Annotated in this window: 19 protein-coding genes; 14 read left to right on the top strand and 5 right to left on the bottom strand. The window is 60.5% G+C overall.

Translation table 11 applies throughout. The annotated features are described in order from the left end of the window. Positions 1-200: 200 nt before the first annotated feature. The 8 genes from CLU91_RS04455 (at position 201) to CLU91_RS04410 (ending at position 7459) form a co-directional block, all read left to right on the top strand. Positions 201-473 carry a hypothetical protein gene (locus tag CLU91_RS04455; protein WP_157814589.1) on the top strand — a complete coding sequence of 91 codons (273 nt, stop codon included), beginning with the start codon at positions 201-203 and terminating at the stop codon, positions 471-473. 209 nt (positions 474-682) lie between these two features. Continuing rightward, entirely contained in the window at positions 683-2011 is a 1329-nt protein-coding gene (locus CLU91_RS04450) for a sigma-54 dependent transcriptional regulator (RefSeq protein ID WP_232730623.1), read from the top strand. Positions 2012-2379: 368 nt separating this feature from the next. Continuing rightward, entirely contained in the window at positions 2380-3942 is a 1563-nt protein-coding gene (locus tag CLU91_RS27755; protein WP_157814588.1) for a hypothetical protein, read from the top strand. Positions 3943-4099: 157 nt separating this feature from the next. Beyond that, positions 4100-4453: a hypothetical protein gene (locus tag CLU91_RS04430; RefSeq protein WP_100873164.1), complete on the top strand. Its 354-nt coding sequence runs from the start codon at positions 4100-4102 to the stop codon at positions 4451-4453. 2 nt (positions 4454-4455) lie between these two features. After that, the gene (locus tag CLU91_RS04425) at positions 4456-5193 is read left to right on the top strand and encodes a C39 family peptidase (protein ID WP_100873163.1); all 738 of its coding nucleotides are present in this window, start codon (positions 4456-4458) and stop codon (positions 5191-5193) included. 29 nt (positions 5194-5222) lie between these two features. Continuing rightward, positions 5223-5726, top strand: coding sequence for a hypothetical protein (locus CLU91_RS04420; protein WP_100876575.1), 504 nt, complete (start codon positions 5223-5225; stop codon positions 5724-5726). Positions 5727-5840: 114 nt separating this feature from the next. After that, positions 5841-7208, top strand: a complete 1368-nt coding sequence (locus CLU91_RS04415; protein ID WP_232730622.1) for an acetate kinase — start codon at positions 5841-5843, stop codon at positions 7206-7208. A gap of 14 nt (positions 7209-7222) precedes the next feature. Continuing rightward, on the top strand, positions 7223-7459 hold the full coding sequence (locus CLU91_RS04410) for a hypothetical protein (protein WP_157814587.1): 237 nt from the start codon (positions 7223-7225) through the stop codon (positions 7457-7459). Between the two features lie 118 nt (positions 7460-7577). Here CLU91_RS04410 and CLU91_RS04405 read toward each other — a convergent pair whose 3' ends face one another. Next, positions 7578-8129, bottom strand: coding sequence for a DUF2939 domain-containing protein (locus tag CLU91_RS04405; RefSeq protein WP_157814586.1), 552 nt, complete (start codon positions 8127-8129; stop codon positions 7578-7580). Positions 8130-8355: 226 nt separating this feature from the next. Between CLU91_RS04405 and CLU91_RS04400 the strand changes: the two genes are divergently transcribed. From CLU91_RS04400 to CLU91_RS04385, 4 genes are all read left to right on the top strand, one after another. Further along, entirely contained in the window at positions 8356-9954 is a 1599-nt protein-coding gene (locus tag CLU91_RS04400) for an ABC-F family ATPase (protein ID WP_099763667.1), read from the top strand. Between the two features lie 241 nt (positions 9955-10195). Further along, positions 10196-11329 carry a quinolinate synthase NadA gene (nadA, locus tag CLU91_RS04395; protein ID WP_100873159.1) on the top strand — a complete coding sequence of 378 codons (1134 nt, stop codon included), beginning with the start codon at positions 10196-10198 and terminating at the stop codon, positions 11327-11329. Continuing rightward, positions 11326-12192 carry a carboxylating nicotinate-nucleotide diphosphorylase gene (gene nadC, locus CLU91_RS04390; protein ID WP_100873158.1) on the top strand — a complete coding sequence of 289 codons (867 nt, stop codon included), beginning with the start codon at positions 11326-11328 and terminating at the stop codon, positions 12190-12192. The genes nadA and nadC overlap by 4 nt, the downstream gene beginning before the upstream one ends. Then, positions 12192-12953 (top strand): substrate-binding periplasmic protein, encoded by a 762-nt coding sequence (locus CLU91_RS04385; protein WP_232730621.1) that lies wholly within the window; start codon positions 12192-12194, stop codon positions 12951-12953. Before nadC ends, CLU91_RS04385 begins: the two co-directional genes overlap by 1 nt. A gap of 42 nt (positions 12954-12995) precedes the next feature. Here the strand turns inward: CLU91_RS04385 and ypfJ are convergent, their stop codons facing one another. Further along, entirely contained in the window at positions 12996-13892 is an 897-nt protein-coding gene (gene ypfJ, locus CLU91_RS04380; RefSeq protein ID WP_100873156.1) for a KPN_02809 family neutral zinc metallopeptidase, read from the bottom strand. A gap of 166 nt (positions 13893-14058) precedes the next feature. Here ypfJ and CLU91_RS28385 point away from each other — a divergent pair, with 166 nt between their 5' ends. Beyond that, the gene (locus tag CLU91_RS28385; RefSeq protein ID WP_232730620.1) at positions 14059-14952 is read left to right on the top strand and encodes a GNAT family N-acetyltransferase; all 894 of its coding nucleotides are present in this window, start codon (positions 14059-14061) and stop codon (positions 14950-14952) included. Between the two features lie 7 nt (positions 14953-14959). Here CLU91_RS28385 and CLU91_RS04370 read toward each other — a convergent pair whose 3' ends face one another. Next, positions 14960-15658: a DAPG hydrolase family protein gene (locus CLU91_RS04370; RefSeq protein ID WP_198521242.1), complete on the bottom strand. Its 699-nt coding sequence runs from the start codon at positions 15656-15658 to the stop codon at positions 14960-14962. Between the two features lie 107 nt (positions 15659-15765). Here CLU91_RS04370 and CLU91_RS04365 point away from each other — a divergent pair, with 107 nt between their 5' ends. Next, a complete protein-coding gene (locus CLU91_RS04365; protein WP_100873154.1) occupies positions 15766-16440 on the top strand; it encodes a TetR/AcrR family transcriptional regulator in 675 nt (224 codons plus the stop codon). On the opposite strand, the gene CLU91_RS04360 is transcribed toward CLU91_RS04365, so the two are convergent. Further along, positions 16403-17083 (bottom strand): DNA alkylation repair protein, encoded by a 681-nt coding sequence (locus tag CLU91_RS04360; RefSeq protein WP_100873153.1) that lies wholly within the window; start codon positions 17081-17083, stop codon positions 16403-16405. The two genes, CLU91_RS04365 and CLU91_RS04360, sit on opposite strands and share 38 nt — an antisense overlap. Before the next feature lie 67 nt (positions 17084-17150). After that, entirely contained in the window at positions 17151-17927 is a 777-nt protein-coding gene (locus CLU91_RS04355; RefSeq protein WP_100873152.1) for a peptidylprolyl isomerase, read from the bottom strand. Positions 17928-17932: the final 5 nt, after the last annotated feature.

The following is a 17932-nucleotide window of genomic DNA, read 5'->3' as shown; positions in this document are numbered from 1 at the left end:
TATTGCTTGTATTCCTTACTTGTGTTTTGATGTCCAAAAAATTTATTTTAATGATAATTTTTTAAAAAAAGTGGTATGTACTCTCCAAGCTGAATTGTCCTATACAAAAAAAATTACCACTGGGAAATTATTTAATTAGAATTCTCGTATATAAAAATCTCATTCGAATAACACTGTTCTTAAAAAATATAGGTGATTTCGTGAAGAAAGCTGTGAGAGAAACGATTGTTCATAACTATTTCATTGAGTTTACTCAGCGAACCAATAGGGTGCTTCGGGCAATAGATCAAGCCACTGGCAGGGTGAAAATTGATATAAAAGAGACGTCAAAACCATTCGATACCTTGATAGTCGACGCGTGGGTCGTCGAAAAAGACGGTGTCCTCTGGTTAGAGCATGAAACCGGTGCTGGCTATACGCAGGCGTTACGTTTGGCGACGGCATTGCGCTTTTCGCGGCAGCCCAAGCTGTAGCCGAACGTTGCCTGCTTCGTCCTGCCGGTTCCCTGGCTGTTGTGGCAGGACGATGCGCGCTGCGCTTTTCTCCTCTTTGCATGCCATCAAAGCAATGCGCGGTGCGGCATGTCAGAAAGTGGACTATGCGATGGGCAAGCCTCCTGTTGAACCGGGAATTACCTGACCATGACAGTCAATTTGGAGGCCGGATGTTGAGACGACAGTTATTGAGTATCGATTTGGACGGCAATGGTTTCCTGCGTGAGGTCGGCATGCAGGAGTTCGGCGTGGCCTGGGGCGGATGGCAGGTCTGTGCAGTGAAGAGTTTGACGGCGGCTGCACGCGCCTTGCGCACGCATGCTTTCCCCGTCGGTGTGCTGATGTCTACGCTTGATGGGATAGAAGAAATTGACAGTTTTCTGCACCAGCATTGGGCCACGCAGTGGGTAGGGGTGTTTCCGCCACGTGTATTGCAGACCACGGCCTGCCGCCGCCTGGTGCGCGACCATTGTTATGACTACCATACCTTGCCGGTAGATGCAGTGCGGCTGCAGCATACGCTGGGACATGCCTATGGCTATGCCACCCTGCGCGATATGGCAGAGTCGCCATTGTCGGAGATGGAGCACGCCGATATGCAATTAAAGGGCCACGGCGCTGCCATTGGCCGCTTGCGGGAACAGATCCTCAAGGTTGCCAACGCCAGTGCGCCGGTACTTATCTGGGGCGAGTCGGGCAGCGGCAAGGAATTGACCGCGCAGGCGATCCATGCCCACTCCATACGCGCGGCCGGGCCGTTCGTGCCCATCAATTGCGGTGCGATTCCTGCAAGTCTGGCGCAATCGGAACTATTCGGTCATGAAAAAGGGGCATTTACGGGAGCTACACGCGACAAGCAGGGCTTGATCGAGTCGGCCGCCGGTGGCACGGTATTTCTCGATGAGATAGGCGATCTGCCCCTGTCCCTGCAAACCAATTTGCTGCGTTTTCTACAAGAAAAAACAATTTACCGTGTGGGAGCCACGCACAGCACCGTGGTTGACGTGCGCGTCATTGCTGCCTCGCATGTCAATTTGCTCCATGCGGTCCAGCAAGGCAGTTTTCGGGAAGATTTGTACTACCGGCTCAACGTACTTGCGCTCGACGTGCCTCCTTTGCGTGAACGCAAGGAAGACTTGATGCTGCTGGCAAATCACTTTTTTGCCACCTATATTGCGGAACGGGCGCCACGGGTCAAGGGCTTTAGCAGTGCCGCCGCACAAGCTATCCGCGAACATGCTTGGCCAGGCAATGTGCGTGAATTGATCAACCGGGTGCGGCGCGCAATGGTCATGGCGGAAGGAAAGCTGATTGTGCCGCGCGACTTGGGTTTGACGGCCTCGGGGAAGGCTGGCCAGAGTGCTGCTCTGGGCGGTAGCCGTCTGCGTGCGGACCGCGAAGCCGTCCAGGCCAGCCTAGCCAATGCCGGCAGTAATATCAGCCAGGCTGCGCGCGACCTGGGCGTGTCGCGCATGACTTTATACCGGCTCATGAAAAAGCTCGATATTGAAGGCTGATCCGCACGTCCCAAGTGCTGAACATATTTAGCAGGCTTGAGAATTGTAACATTTTATTACAAATGTAACAGTTTTGACTCATCCGTCACTTGCTCAGAATGTGTTCAAGTTATTGATTTTGTGTGATTTTTATTATTTTATTGATATGGATTAAAAAACAAGTGTCACAAAATTGTAACGATCCTTGCTGTTTTTCCAATCGTGTTTCCTGAGTGAATGCTGGGTCGCTTCAAAAAGCTGAATAAGTCATTTAAATTCAATGGCTTGGGTAAATTTCATGGTCCTGGCATCAAGTTTGCAGTGGAGTGGTGGGCCTGACGGATAGTCCGGCGCCAGCATCCTGATTAACTTTTAAATAGGAAACTGCAATGAAAAAAACTCTCATCGCGGCAGCGATAGCGCTGGCCTTCGGCTTCAGCGCCCATGCACAAAATGGCACGACGACAGTCGCGGATGTCACGGGTAGCAATACCCAGACGGCAAGCAATACTGCGACGCAATCAGGTGCCGGGCCGGGGGCCAACGATCATTCCTCCGCTACGCAAGACAATAACTCGAATAACTCCAATAACTCGGACCAGAACAACGACAAGAGTACGGGGCAAAATAATAGCAGTGGCAGTGCGACCGCCGATGCACTTGGCTCGGCTGCGGCAAACAATGGCGCGACCAGCAGCAATAGCGTGGCCAATGCCTTCAATACGTCGACCGCCACGGCATCAAGCAGCCTGAGTGGCCAGGTGTCGGGCAATACCGTCAGTGCGATTGGTAACTATGCCAGCAATAACGGCAATGCCAATGGTGGTACGGGTAATGGCGGCACCGGCGGCACTGCACAAGGCGGAGATGCCTATGGCAAAGGTGGTTCGGGCGGTGCTGCCATTGGCGGGGACGGCGCATCGGGTGCAAGAGGTGGCGCAGCCAGGAATGGCAGCGCCATCAACGGCGCTGCCATCGTAGGTGACAGCACGGCTGGTGCCGGCGGTGCTGGTGGCGTGGCCCGGGACGCGAACAGCGGCGATGCAGGTAATGGCGGCAACGGTGGCGCTGGCGGTCGTGGCGCAGCTGGCGGCGATGTCTATGGCGGTAACGGCGGCCGGGGCGGCTGGGCGGGTGATACCAGTGGCGGCTCTGGCGGTAATACCGGTCGCACCATCGGCGGTAACGGCGGTGATGGTGGCAGGGCCAGTGGTGGCTACGGCGGTGACGGTGGCGGTAGCCGCAGTGCCGCTGGCGGTGATGGTGGCAGAAGCAATGCCGGCAGCCTGGCCAGAAATACGGACGGCGGCGTCGCTACCTCGACGGGGGGCACGGCGACGGGCGGCGCTGGTGGCGCCGGTGGGACGAACACGGGTGGCGCCGGGGCCGCAGGTGGCGCTGGTAGCTCCGGTGCCGGTGGTGCGGGTGCTGCCTTGACGAGTACTGCAGGTGCCGGCGCTGCGGCAACGGGTGGTACGGGCGGTGCCGGTGGTGCCGGTGCGGGCGGTACCAGCACGGGCGGCGGCGGTGCCGCTGGTGCGACTGGCGGCGCTGGCGGCAGCAGTGGATTGGCGCAAAACAACGGCGGCGCAGGTGCGGCCGGCGGCAGTTCGAGCAACGGCAGCGCAACAAACGGTTCGCCGACGAATGGCAGCGCCATGGCAGGCGCTGGCGGTGCTGGTGGCGCGGGTGGCGGCGGCAATACCGGTGGTGCTGGCGGCGATGGCGGCACGAATACGGCCGGCGCAGCAACGGGCGGCACGGGCATGGGCGGCACGGGCGGTGCGGGGGGGGCGGTTTCCGTCAATGCTGGCACCTTCGACATGTCCAATGCCATGACGGGGACTGCACAGTCTGCGGCAGGTTTGCTCGTCATCAGCCAGAACAGCGGTATTTCTTCGCTGATCCAGCAAAGCGTGACGGTGCAGGCCAATTTGTCCGTGGGGCAATAAGCGGCTGAGTAATCAGCGCCAGGCTCCGCCGCTGCAACGCTGCGGCGGAGCATCGCAAGTCATGAACAAGGGGATGAGCATGCGACCTTTCTTGCATTTGATATGCTGTGTTGGCCTGGCATGCCTGTCCTCAGGCGCCGGGGCGGCACAGGAAACGATGGACTTGCCCTTGCTTGCCGAGCCAGATTTCGGCACGCCAATTGCCATGCCGGACAAGTCGCTGAAGGCACTGATGCCACTCGCAGTGGAAATGCCTTTTGCCAGGCGCCTTGGCGGGGCCGCAGGCGATCAGGCACTCGAACTGGCCCGCGGCGGCAGCGATACGGTGACCAATGAAGCGCGGTTAAACGGCTACGTTACCGGGAACTCGGCCACCTATGTCAACACCGGCGCCAATACGATTGATGGCGCCGCCTTTGCCAATGCCTCCGGCATCCCGATCGTCATTCAGAATTCCGGAGCCAATGTATTGATCCAGAACGCCACCATCATTAACTTGCAGATGCGCTAGCCATGTATGCACCTGCCATTTTTTCTTTGCCCACGCTGTCGCTACTGTTGTTTGGCGCACTCGCCTGCACAAAACCGGGGGCGGTGGAAATTGCCGCCCTGGGCGGCGCGCGCTTCGATGTGCCCGTTATGAGCATACGCGAGGCGCGTTTTCAGCGCACCTTGCATCAGCAATACGATTTCAGTTGTGGCTCGGCTGCGGTGGTTACCTTGTTGTCGCATCATTACGCCGATCCTGTGACGGAGCAGTTTGTTTTTGAACAAATGTATCTGCATGGCGACCAACAGAAAATTCGACGCGAAGGCTTTTCCTTGCTCGATATCAAACGATTTCTTGCAACGCGCGGTTTTCTGGCCGATGGCTTTCAATTGCCGCTGGAAAAGCTGGCCGAGGCGCGCTTTCCAGCCATCGTGCTGGTGGCCGAAAAGGGCTATCGCCATTTTGTCGTCATCAAAGGCTTGAGCCAGAGTCGCGTGCTGCTCGGCGACCCTGCCGGTGGCACACGGGCCATGCCACGTGCCAGTTTCGATGCGATCTGGCAAGGGCGTTTGCTGTTCGTGATCCATGGCCGGATAGCCCCGTCCGCACCGGATACGGTTGCGGGTGGCGCCACGCGGGCGGCCAGGTTCAATGATCCAGATGACTGGCGCGTGGCGCCGGAAGCGCCACTTGGCCTGGCGATCAGCCGTGGCGGCCTCGATCAGGTCACCATGCCGAAGAATGAAACGGGAAATTTTTAATGGCGGGAAGATATCGCGCTGGAGGAAGTATGAGCAAGAAAGAGCGGCTTGTCGCCGCAGGCCTGTTGTGCTTGCTGGTTGCCGCACCGAATGTGGGTGCCACCTTGCCCGAAGCAGGATGGACGTCTGTCAGTGACGAAACACTTGAGCAGGCGCGGGGCGGTTTCGAGATGCCAGGCGGTTTGAGCATGTCCTTCGGGATAGAGCGTCTGGTCAGCATCAATGGCAACGTGGTATCGAGCGTTGCATTCTCGATTTCCGATGTGACACGTTTGAGTGTGGAGGAGGCCAACCTGGTGCGTACGGCGGTCGCGTCGATGAACGTACTGCAGAACGGTGCTGGAAATATCTTTGCACCTGGCTCCTTGGCGCAAACGATGGCCGGCACCGTGATCCAGAACACCTTGAACGATCAGGTCTTGCGCACCCAGACCATCGTCAATACCAGTGTTAACAGCCTTGAGCTGCTGAAAATGGCGAATTTTCAGGACACATTGCAAAATGCTCTCGGCACGGTCGCAGGTCCCAGGTAGTTCAGTGGGGCATGCTGCAGAAATGCCATCGGCGGCGCCGGGAAGCTACAGCAGGACGGCCAGCGACGGAGTCGGGGCGTTTATACCATCGCCTTATCAACGCCATGCACTGACATGCAGGGCTTACTATCGGGAGAGACGATGCGGCATCTTTACTTTTTGCAGCTGGGCACAGCCGGCGTGTCGGCACTGTTGTTGAGTGCCGCAGCGCAGGCGCAACAAGTGGTGGGCAGCGACCAGGACGACCTGGTTACACGGCTTGATAGCATGAAAGCGCAATTGATCGAGCAGCGCCATTTGCTGGAGGTGTTGCGCGAATCGCTACAAGCGCAGCAGCGCCGCATCGACGCGCTGCAGGGCAGCGAGCCTATTGCTAACGATCGCCTGGCCATACAGCGAGGTACGGGTCTGCAGGGAGCTTACTTGTCGCCGGCCGATGCACAGGATAATCAGCCCACGCCAGGGGCGCCGTCATCGACACCCAAACCGGTACCGGTAGGGCAAGCACCGAGCCGTGACAGCCGTCCGCCCGAAGTTGCGCCGCTGTTCGAACAGCCGGGCGTGCTCACGCCCAGGGGGAAATATGTGCTGGAGCCATCCATGCAGTTCGGCTACTCTTCCAGCAACAGGGTTTCCCTGGTCGGTTACACCATCATACCCGCACTGTTGATCGGTCTGATTGATGTGCGCGAGGTCAAGCGCAATACCTTTACGGCGGCCCTGACCGGGCGTACTGGCCTGAGCAACCGTTTCGAAGTCGAGGTCAGGGTGCCCTATGTCTACCGCTCGGACGCAACCGTCAGTCGCGAACTGTTTACCGGGACGGCAGTGGAGCGGGTTTTCGATACCAGCGGGCGCGGCTTGGGCGATATCGAAATGGCCGCCCGCTACCAGTTGAATAACGGCGGGGCCGACAAGGCGTATTACGTGGCAGGCTTGCGCTTCAAGACGCGTACGGGCCGCGACCCGTTCGATGTCGTCACCGACTGTACGCGCCGTTGCGTGGGCGAAAATGCGACGGGAACGGGCTTGCCACTGGACTTGCCCACCGGTTCAGGCTTCTATTCACTGCAGCCCAGCCTGACCTGGCTGTTTCCCTCCGACCCAGCCGTTTTTTTTGGCAGCATCAGTTACCTGCACAGTTTCAAGCGCAATGACGTCAGCCGGCTGGTGCTGGGCGGGCTGCGCGAACCCCTGGGGACCGTTGACCCCGGAAAGATTTTCGGCGTCAATTTTGGCATAGGCCTGGCGCTCAATGAAAAGGCATCGCTCAGTCTGGGCTACGACCACAGCAGCATTGGTCGCACACGCCAGAATGGCGTAACCGTACCCGGTTCCGTACGTACGCAGCTTGGGACGCTGCTGATGGGGTATTCGTATCGCCTTGCCAAAGACCGGACCTTGAATATTTCGGTGGGCGCAGGCTTGACGCGCGATACGCCCGATGTATCGATCTCGGTCAGGTTGCCAACGACCTTTTAATGATGGGAGGCAAAATGGGTGCCATGTCCAGTCATGATGACAGCGGCGGGAAAAACAGCCGCAGCGATACGGCGACGGCGCGACTGGTGGAGCAAGGTATCGAATTCCACACGGTGCTGGGCCGGACAGTTGCGCTCGCCTTTTTGAAAGAGCATCAGGTGCCGGCCGATATAATTTACCGTATCCTCGGCAGCTCCACGGGGCGGCGGCAGCCGGCGCCATCCATTACACCGCCGCCATATGAAAGGTGAGGGTTGTGGAGCACAGGCCGGGGCGCGGCAGCTTGCTTGGCCTAATGAAAAAGAGCAGTACGCGATCCAGATGCACTCGTGATCGCATGCCGGTTTTGATAATGCCGCTCCAGTCTTCCTACCTGCCAGCCACCGCCGGCGCCAGCTCGATCGAACTCAATTTCCAGCCCCACACGCCATGGCGCTGCAAGACCAGCGCTCCATCGTGCTTGCCGTCATCGTTCTTCGCGCGCACGACGAATGTGTTCAGACCGGCATAGCCAGCCGAGTACTCGGCTTTTTGCTGCGCGTCACCAACTGCTTCGCCAGCGTCTGTTTCAGCGCGTGATGGCGGGCTGATGGCGCTCTTGTTGACCAGCGCGACGACGCCTGCCGGCGAGACCATGGCGTCGACCATCTTGCCCAGCATGGCGCCGGCGATCGACTGGCCCAGCGCGGCAAACGGGTTGTCGTTGCCGGCCACTGCCTCGATGCTGCTGGCCATGTTCGCTTCCAGCTGGGTCTTGACGCTGGCGCGCAGGGCAGGGAAGTCCACATGCGCGGCCAGGGCGTCGGCATCGCGTTCGGCCAGGGCTGTCTTGATCTGGTGCAAGGCGTAGTAGGGCGATGCATAGGCGCTGGCGGCGATGGCAATGACGGCCACGGCGGTGGCGATGGTGATTTTTTTCAAGTGATGCCTGCAAAGTGATGGGTAAGGGAAAAGCAAACGCCGCAGCGTAGCTGTTAAATGGAAAAGCGGCAATAATATTTTCTTGCCATCATCTGCAACTTGTATTTTCGCCAAATAGCGCCAGATGTCTATGCTGGACCACTATAGAGTGGATGATGGTGGGTGCTGTATAATGGGAGAAAAGTACCTAACTAGCTGTTTTAACTGAATAAAGACCTAATATCACATGCTTTCAACCGCAAATATTACGATGCAGTTTGGCGCCAAGCCATTGTTTGAGAATATCTCCGTCAAGTTCGGCGACGGCAACCGCTATGGTTTGATCGGCGCCAACGGCTGCGGCAAGTCGACGTTCATGAAGATCCTGGGCGGCGACCTGGACCCGTCGGGCGGCAACGTCATGCTCGATACCAATGAGCGCCTGGGCAAGCTGCGCCAGGACCAGTTTGCGTTTGAAGACATGCGCGTGCTCGACGTGGTCATGATGGGCCACACGGAAATGTGGGCCGCCATCCAGCAACGCGACGCGATCTACGCGAACCCGGAAGCGACCGACGACGACTACATGCAGGCGGCCGACCTGGAAGGCAAGGTGTCCGAGTACGACGGCTACACGGCTGAATCGCGCGCTGGTGAACTGTTGCTCGGCGCCGGTGTCGCCATCGAGCTGCATCAAGGCCCGATGAGCAACGTCTCGCCAGGCTGGAAGCTGCGCGTGCTGCTGGCGCAGGCGCTGTTCTCGAACCCGGACATCCTGCTGCTCGACGAGCCGACGAATAACCTGGACATCAACACGATTCGCTGGCTGGAAGACGTGCTCAACGAGCGCAATTCCACCATGATCATCATTTCCCATGATCGCCACTTCCTGAACCAGGTCTGCACCCACGTGGCCGACATGGACTACGGCACCCTGAAGATTTACCCGGGCAACTACGACGAATACATGTTCGCCTCGACCCAGGCGCGCAACCAGCAGCTGGCCAACAACGCGAAAGCGAAAGACAAGGTTGCCGAGCTGCAGGAATTCGTGCGCCGCTTCGCCGCGAACAAGTCGAAGGCCCGCCAGGCCACATCGCGCGCCAAGCAGATCGAAAAGATCAAGGTCGACGACATCAAGCCATCGTCGCGTGCCTATCCCTTCGTGCGTTTCGACGGCGAAAAGAAATTGCACCGCCTGGCCGTGGAAGTCGAGAACATCTCGAAAGGTTTCGACCGCCAGCTGTTCAAGAATTTCAGCATCATGGTGGAAGCAGGCGAACGCATCGCCATCATCGGCGCCAACGGCGCCGGCAAGACCACCATGCTGCGTTGCATCGCGGGCGACATCGCCGGCCTGCAGCCGGACCAGGGCCGCGTGAAGTGGGCGGAAAACGCCAACGTCGGCTACATGCCGCAAGATCCGACGGAAGATTTCGCCAAAGACACGAACCTGACCGACTGGATCGGCCAGTGGACGAAAGAGGGCGACGATGACCAGGCCGTGCGCTCCATCCTGGGCCGCCTGCTGTTCGGCGGCGACGACGTCAAGAAGGCCGTCAAGGTACTGTCCGGTGGTGAAAAGGGCCGCATGATGTACGGCAAGCTGATGCTGGGCCGCCACAACGTGCTGATGCTCGATGAACCGACCAACCACATGGACATGGAATCGATCGAGTCCTTGAACATCGCGCTGGAAAAGTATGCGGGCACCCTGATCTTCGTCTCGCATGACCGCGAATTCGTGTCTTCGTTGGCCAACCGCATCATCGAGATCAAGGAAGACGGCATTGTCGATTACAACGGCAATTACGAAGATTACTTGAAGAGCCAGGGTATCGATTAATTTATAGGCTAACGTTGCGTCGGATTACGCGCTGTGCGCTAATCCGACCTACGTCAGGTTGAGTTGGTCGCGTAGGTCGGATTAGCGGGGCCGCCGAGGTGGAGCGTAATCCGACAATCCAAGCCGGCGTTGCCAACCGCCAGCCACCCAGCAGCACACCGACGCGCCGCGGTCCATTCGTTCCGGCGCACCTGCTTTATTGCAATCGTGCCGGTCTATCCCGTTTTTGTTTGACACAGCCATGCAAACTTTAGCCATCAAATCCGTCGAGTACGAACATCCACAAGACGGAGCCAGCTGCACTGCTCACGCCTGGGCACGCACGCCAGCGACGCCGTCCCCGGCCGAGAAAGCCGAACTGATCACGCGCATCAAGCGCCTGCTGATCGAGCGCGAAGCCGTGCTCGTTGCCCACTATTACGTTGATGCTGACCTGCAAGACCTGGCCGAAGCCACGGGCGGCTGCGTTTCCGACTCGCTGGAAATGGCCCGCTTCGGGCGCGACCATCCGGCCAAGACCCTGGTCGTGGCCGGTGTGCGTTTCATGGGTGAAACGGCAAAAATTCTCAGCCCCGAGAAAACGATATTGATGCCCGACCTCGACGCGACCTGTTCGCTCGACCTCGGCTGCCCGGTGGATGAATTCACGGCCTTCTGCGATGCCCATCCGGACCGCACGGTCGTCGTCTACGCCAACACCAGCGCGGCCGTGAAAGCGCGCGCGGACTGGATGGTGACGTCGTCCATCGGCCTCGACATCGTGGCCCACCTGCATGCGCAGGGCAAGAAAATCCTGTGGGCACCGGACAAGCACCTGGGTTCGTATATCCAGAAGGAAACGGGCGCCGACATGCTGCTGTGGCAGGGTAGCTGCCTCGTGCACGACGAATTCAAGGGCATCGAACTCGATTTGCTCAAGGAAGAGTATCCGCAAGCCAAGGTGCTCGTGCATCCGGAGTCGCCCGCCAACGTGGTGGCGCTGGCCGATATGGTCGGTTCCACGTCGCAAATGATTGCGGCAGCGCAAACCATGGACACGGACACGTTTATTGTCGCCACCGACAACGGCATCCTGCACAAGATGCGCGCGGCCGCGCCGGGCAAGCGCTTCATCGAAGCGCCCACGGCCGGCAACAGCGCCACCTGCAAGAGTTGCGCGCATTGCCCGTGGATGGCCATGAACGGCTTGCTGAACCTGGCGCAAACGCTGGAAAACATGCACAACGAAATCCACGTCGATCCCGCCGTCGGCCAGTTGGCCGTGCGCTCGATCAATCGCATGCTCGACTTCGCCGCCGCCAAGAAGGCGGGCCTCAAGCCGGGTGCGGACCTGGCAAAAGAAACCACATTGTTCCAAGGAATCGGTCCAGCATGAGTACCCTCGTCAATTCTTTCGCTCCCTTTGACCCCGCCCTGGCGCGCGCCTTCGAAGGCAATCTGCTGGCCGCCTTGCTGGAAGACGTGGGCCAGTGCGACCTGACGGGCGAACTGGTGCCGCCCGACCACATCGTCACGGCCCGCGTCATCGTGCGTGAAGCAGCCGTGCTGTGCGGCGCGCCGTGGTTCGAAGGCATCATGAAAAGCCTGGACCGCAGCATCGACATCGTTTGGCATTATGCCGAAGGCGACATGATGAAGGCCGACAGCGTCGTGTGCACGATCGAGGCGCCCGCGCGCGCCTTGCTCACGGCCGAGCGCAGCGCCCTCAATTTCCTGCAACTGCTGTCGGCCGTGGCCACGGCCACGCGCCGGTATGTCGATGTGGTCGCCGGCACCAAGGCATCCATTTTAGATACGCGCAAGACCTTGCCGGGCCTGCGGCTGGCGCAAAAGTATGCGGTGCGCGTCGGCGGCGGCAAGAACCAGCGCCTGGCCCTGTACGACGGCATCCTGATCAAGGAAAACCATATCGCGGCCGCCGGCGGCGTCAGCCAGGCCCTGGAAAACGCGCGCAACCTCGACGCGGGCGTGCCCGTGCAGATCGAGGTGGAAACCCTGGCGCAATTGCGCGAAGCGCTGGACGCGGGTGCCGTCTCCGTCTTGCTCGATAACTTCAGCAACGACATGATGCGCGAGGCCGTGGCCCTCACCAACGGCCGCGCCTTGCTCGAAGCGTCCGGTGGCATCAATTTCGACACCGTGCGGGCGATTGCCGAAACGGGCGTGGACCGCATCTCGATCGGCAGCCTGACCAAGGACGTGCGGGCCACCGATTACTCCTTGCGCATCGTCGGCTGATGAAAGCGGGGCGGCGCCTGCTGGCCCTGGCGCTGCTGTGGCCCGTGCTGCTTGTGCCATTGCAGGCGCCAGCGCGGGAACTCTTGGCCGTGGGCGCGCAGTTCGAGCGCGTGTTCGAATACCAGGATGGTGGCGAGTATGGCGGACTGGGCGCCGAACTGCTGCGCCTGATGGCGGCGCGCACGGGTAACACCGTGCGTTTTCGCATGGTGCCGTGGGCGCGCGCGCAAGCCATGCTGGCGCAGGGCCAGGCCGATATCCTGATCGGCCCCTACAAGACGCCCGAGCGCATCGCCAGCATGGGGTTTTCCGACAAGCCGTTCTACCAGGACCAGATGGTCTTTTACACGCGCCAGGACGCCAGCTTCGGCTGGGATGGCGACTACGCGGCGCTGAAGAACCGCAGGGTGGTGCTGCTCAATGGCTGGGCGTATGGCGCGGACTGGGAGCGCGTGCGGCCCGGCTTGCAGGTCAGCGTGGCCAACAATGTGGAAAATGGCTTGAAGATGCTGGTGCATAACCACGTCGACGTGTTCGTCAGCAACCGCCGCAATACCGACCCCGTCATCGCCCGCCTGGGCTATGGGCGCCAGGTGAAACCTTTGCCCAAGGTCATCGAAGTACAAAACGGCTATTTCGCCTTCCCCCGTTCGCCCGCCTTCGACAAGCTGCGCCTGCAGTTCGACCAGGAACTCAATAACCTGATCGAGACGGGCGAACTGAAACGACTGGGCAAGCGCTACGACGTCGGCGTGCCCTGAGCGCATGCCGCCAGACCAGGCGGCATGCTGGCTTTGCCTGCATTACAGCTGGCGCGCCTCGAACGTATTGCAATGGGAAATCTGGCCGCTTTCGATGCCCTTGCTGAACCAGCGCACGCGCTGTTCCGAAGTGCCGTGCGTAAACGAGTCGGGCACGACGTGGCCTTGCGCCTGGCGCTGCAGCGCATCGTCACCGATGGCCGTGGCCGCTTTCAGGGCCGCTTCCACATCGCCCTGTTCCAGGATCTTGCGGTCGGCGTTCGCGTGGAAGGCCCATACGCCGGCAAAGCAGTCGGCCTGCAATTCCAGGCGCACGGACATGGCGTTGGCCTGGCGCTCCGATTGCGTGCGGCGCGCCTTGTCGACCTTCTCAGACAAGCCCAGCAGGTTTTGCACGTGGTGGCCCACTTCATGCGCGATCACATACGCTTGCGCAAATTCGCCCGACACCTTGAAGCGCTGCTGCATCAGCTTGAAGAAGTCGAGGTCCAGATAGACTTTCTGGTCGCCGGGGCAATAGAACGGCCCGCTGGCGCTCTGGCCCGTGCCACAGGCCGTCGGGATGCTGCCCGAAAACAGCGACAGCTTCGGTTGCACATAGGTGCCCCCTTCGGCCTTGAACAGGGCGCCCCATGTGTCTTCCGTATCGGCCAGCACGGTTTTCACGAAGCGGGCCATCTCATCCGATTCAGGCGGCTGGCGCGCCGGTGACTGGCTTTGCTGGGTGCTGACCTGGCCGCCACCGCCGCTGAGCAGATTCAGCAAGGTCAGGGGATTGACGCCCAGCACGTACGAGCCGACGAGGGCGATGACGATGGTGCCGATGCCGATCGAACGCCCGCCAAAGCCAAAGCCGCCCCCGCCGCCGCTGCCTCCGCCGTCACCTTCGCCACGGTGGTCTTCCACATTGTCGCTTTCGCGATTGCCTTGCCATTTCATGATTTTTACTCCTGCTGTGCTTGTGCGATTGCGCCGTACGGTTGATTGGTGACGCCCCACCATGCTGCTTGAGGCGAATCTTGCTATTATCGCAGTAAACCGCGCCCCGACAGGGGCGACAATGTTACGCTTTGCAACTTTCCAACTACATCAAACAGGTGCACGCATGGTGCTTGCCAACGATACACGCATTTCGCCCACGGCGGTGGTTCAGGCCCAATTGGACGCCTACAACGCCCACGACGTGCCCGCCTTGCTGGCCATCTACGCCGATGACGCACAGCAATTCCAGCACCCCGATACCTTGCTGGCCACGGGCAGCGCGCAGATCGGCCCCCGTTTCACGGCCCGTTTCGCCGTCAGCCGGCCACAGGCGCAGTTGCTCAACCGCATCGCTTGCGGCAAGCTGGTGATCGACCATGAGATCGTGCATGGCGACACGCCGGACGGTGTTTCCGCGCAGGAACTGGTGGCGACATATGAGGTGGAGCGGGGCCGCATCCGCCGTGCCTGGTTCAGCTTTGGCACTTTGACGTGCCTGCGCGTGGCGCTGCCGGCCGATGTGCCCGCCATGAATGCGCTGATCGCCCGCTCCGGCGTGGCATTGAGCGCGGGCTTTTATACGCCGAAACAGGCGCAGGCCGTGACGCGCCACGTGTTTGGCGTCGATACGCAGCTCGTTGCCGACCGGACGTATTTCGTCATCGAGCGCGACGGCGCCATGCTGGCCTGCGGCGGCTGGAGCCAGCGCGCCACCCTGTACGGCGCCGACCGCGCCAAGAGCGGGCCGGACCCGCTGCTCGACCCGGCCAGCCAGCCGGGCCGCATCCGCGCCTTTTTTGTCGAGCCAGGCGCCGCGCGCCAGGGCCTGGGCAGCATGCTGATGCGCCATTGCGAGCGCCAGGCGCTGGCCGCCGGTTTTACGGCACTGGAACTGGCTGCTACCTTGCCCGGCGTGCCGCTGTACCTGGCCAGCGGCTTTGCTGTCACGGAAGATTTTTACCTGGACTTGCCCGATGGCATCCAGTTGCCGCTGGCGCGCATGCACAAGCGGCTGTAAGGCTGCGTTACCAAGGCAATGGTGCTTGCTCTCCATTGGCGTGCTCGCCGTAATACAGCGACGGCAAAAAGCGCGACAGATAGGTAAATTCGCTGTAGCAATGGCGCAGCAGGTTCAGGCCCAGCACGTCGGGTACGTCGCGCACGGGATCGAGGCTGTTGCGGCCCAGCAAGAAGCGACTGCGCAGCACGCAGCCCGTGGGCGTGTCGCGCGTCAGGTGCAGCATTTCGCCGTCGAGCGGGTCACCGTGCGGGTCCAGTTGCACGTGCTCGCCAAAGCCGATGCGCGCGCAGATGGCGGCCGACAGCGCGCCGCTGTCGCGTGCCTGCTGCAGCTGCACCGGGTCGAAGACTTCCTTCGGATCATGGAATTTCAGCTTGGCTTTTACGGGCGCAATGTCGCCCAAGGACTCCACCGCCTCGATCGAAGCGCCGTAATAACTCTCTCCCTTTTTCCACGCGCTGTTCCAGCCGTGATGGGCCACGTGGTCGTGCGGATGCCACCACTTGATGTGCTGCGTCGTCTCGAAAAACGTAAACCACCAGTCCAGCATGCGTCCGCTGCAGCCGTGCAGTTCCGTGCGCGCCGCCACCAGCAGGCAACCGTCGGGCAGGCGCGTGATACCCGTTTCCAGGTGCAGAGGAAATGGATCGAGCAAGTCGCCCGTGTTGGTGATGTTCCATGGGAATGCAATAGGCTGCGTCATGTCGTTCTCCTTTGTTGGGGTGAGATAATTATATATTAAAGAAACGTAAAACGTTTCCAAAATATGTTTCAGTGTAAAATTGCTTATCGATCAAGCTGGGAGATGGCATGCAGGAACAAGAGAGCAAGGCTGTGCGTGGACGGGGCCGTCCGGCGCGCCCGCCCGAGGAAGCGCGCGAGGCGGCCGTGCAGGCGGCCAGATGGCTGTTGCTGCACGAAGGCTATGCGGCCACGACCATGGAAGCGGTGGCGCGCCACGCGGGCATGGCCAAGAAGTCGCTGTATCAATATGCGGCCAACCGCGAGGAACTGGTCGCCCTGGTGGTGCGCGGCTGGACGGACGCCTTTTTGCCGGCGATGGCGCACGATGCGGCCGCGCCCGGTGAAGTGCTGCCCTTATTGAAGGAGATCTTGCAGGCGATGGCGGCGCGCGTGCTGACGGCGGATGCCGTCGGCTTGTTCCGCCTGCTGTGCACGGAGTTTCCCGCGCGCGCGGATTTACTGGTTGTCTATCAACGCAACGGCATCGAGCGGGGCACGGCCATGCTGGCCGACTGGCTGGCTCGCCAGGCGGCGCGGGGCCACGTGATGCTCGGCGATGCGTCGGAGCTGGCCGGCTTGCTGCTGGCGATGGTGATTGCCGAACCGCTGCGGCAGATGGCGCTGGGTTTGCTGGCGCCCGTGCCGGCCTGGGATGCCGGTCCCCGCATCGACGCCGCCCTGCGTCTGCTGGGCGGATCGGCGTTCAAGGTGGCTGGTGCTTCAGCGCTTCGCGGTAGCTGAGCGGCGATAGTTGCTGGCGGTGCTGCGTGGCAAAAGCTAGCACCTCTGCCGGCGCATGGCGCGCGTAATCGCGCAGGGCCCAGCCGATGGCCTTGCGGATGAAAAATGCGTCTTCGTGCGCCAGCGCCAGCGCCGCGTCAAATAGCCAGCCGGCATCCGTGTCGGCGCGCCAGCCCAGTTGGTGCAGCATGGCGATGCGGCGCAGCCAGAAATCCATGTGGCGCAAGGCTTCATCCATGTGCGCATGGCCGTCGCCGCCGCGCCGCTGTTCCGCCTGCAGCACCTCGCCGACGATGCCCGCCATGCCGTCGACGCTGTCCCACCATGCGCGCTGGCGCGCCAGGCCGAGCAGGGCGGGGATGTGATCGACGCCCAGCTGGCGCCAGTGCATGTCCAGCATGTCGAGCGCCACGTGCTGGTATTCGCGCTGCGGCTGCTGCCACAGCCGCTGCGCGTGTTCCAGCAGCACATCGGCATCGATGCCTTTCAAGCCCGCCAGCAAGCCCCTGGCGGCCAGGCGCCGCTGTGGTGCCGCCACGCCCAGGAACACGAACTGGTCGCGCATATACGCCTGCATGGGCGCCGCGCGGCCCGGTTCGGCAGCCGCTTCGAGTGCGATTTTTAATTCCGCGTGCAAGTCCATGCTGTTTTTCCCCTGTTCAGGCGTAAAAAAGGCGCTCCGTGGAGCGCCTTTTCATCTTCATCCAATATTATTGGATTTTTGCCTTCTTCATCAACTCATCGCGGTAAGCGGCGAGTTTCTTCTGTTGCAGCGACTCGGCCACCTGGCCCTTGACTTCTTCCAGTGATGGCAGCTTCGTCGGACGGGTTTCTTCCAGCTTGATCACGTGGAAGCCGAATTGCGATTGCACGGGCGTTTGCGTGACTTGGCCTGGTTTCAGGGCGACCATGGCGTCGGAGAATGGTTTTACGTACGAAGCTGGGCTAGCCCAGTCCAGGTCGCCGCCATTGGCTGCAGAACCGTCTTTCGATACTTTTGCCAGTTCTTCGAACTTGGCGCCGCCTTTCAGCTTGGCGATGATGTCTTTCGCTTCCGCTTCGGTGGCCACCAGGATGTGGCGTGCATGGTATTCCTTGTCGCCCGCTTGTGCCTTGAACTTGTCGTACTCGGCCTTGATTTCAGCGTCCTTGACAGGGTTCTTCTTGACGTAGTCGGCCAGCAGAGCGTTGATGATGATGCTTTGACGGGCATTGTCGATCTGCGACTTGATTTCCGCACGCGTGCCGTAGCCTTGCTTGTCGGCTTCCTGGATCAGCACTTCACGGCCGATCAGGTCTTTCTTGATGGCTTCGCGCAATTGCGGCGAATCGGCTTGCTTGCCTTGGGCGACGACTTGCTTGACGACCTGGTCGACGCGCGACGACGGGATGGCCTTGCCATTCACAGTGGCGACGTTTTGCGCGAACGCAGGGATCGCGACGACGGCGACCAGGGCTAAGATCAGGCGGGCTGGCTTCAAAATCATGTTTA

It is taken from the genome of Janthinobacterium sp. 64, from assembly GCF_002813325.1.
In the GTDB taxonomy this organism is placed as follows: Bacteria; Pseudomonadota; Gammaproteobacteria; order Burkholderiales; family Burkholderiaceae_D; genus Janthinobacterium.
The sequence above is the reverse complement of the archived record's forward strand: the minus strand, read 5'-3'. Positions and strand labels throughout refer to the sequence as shown.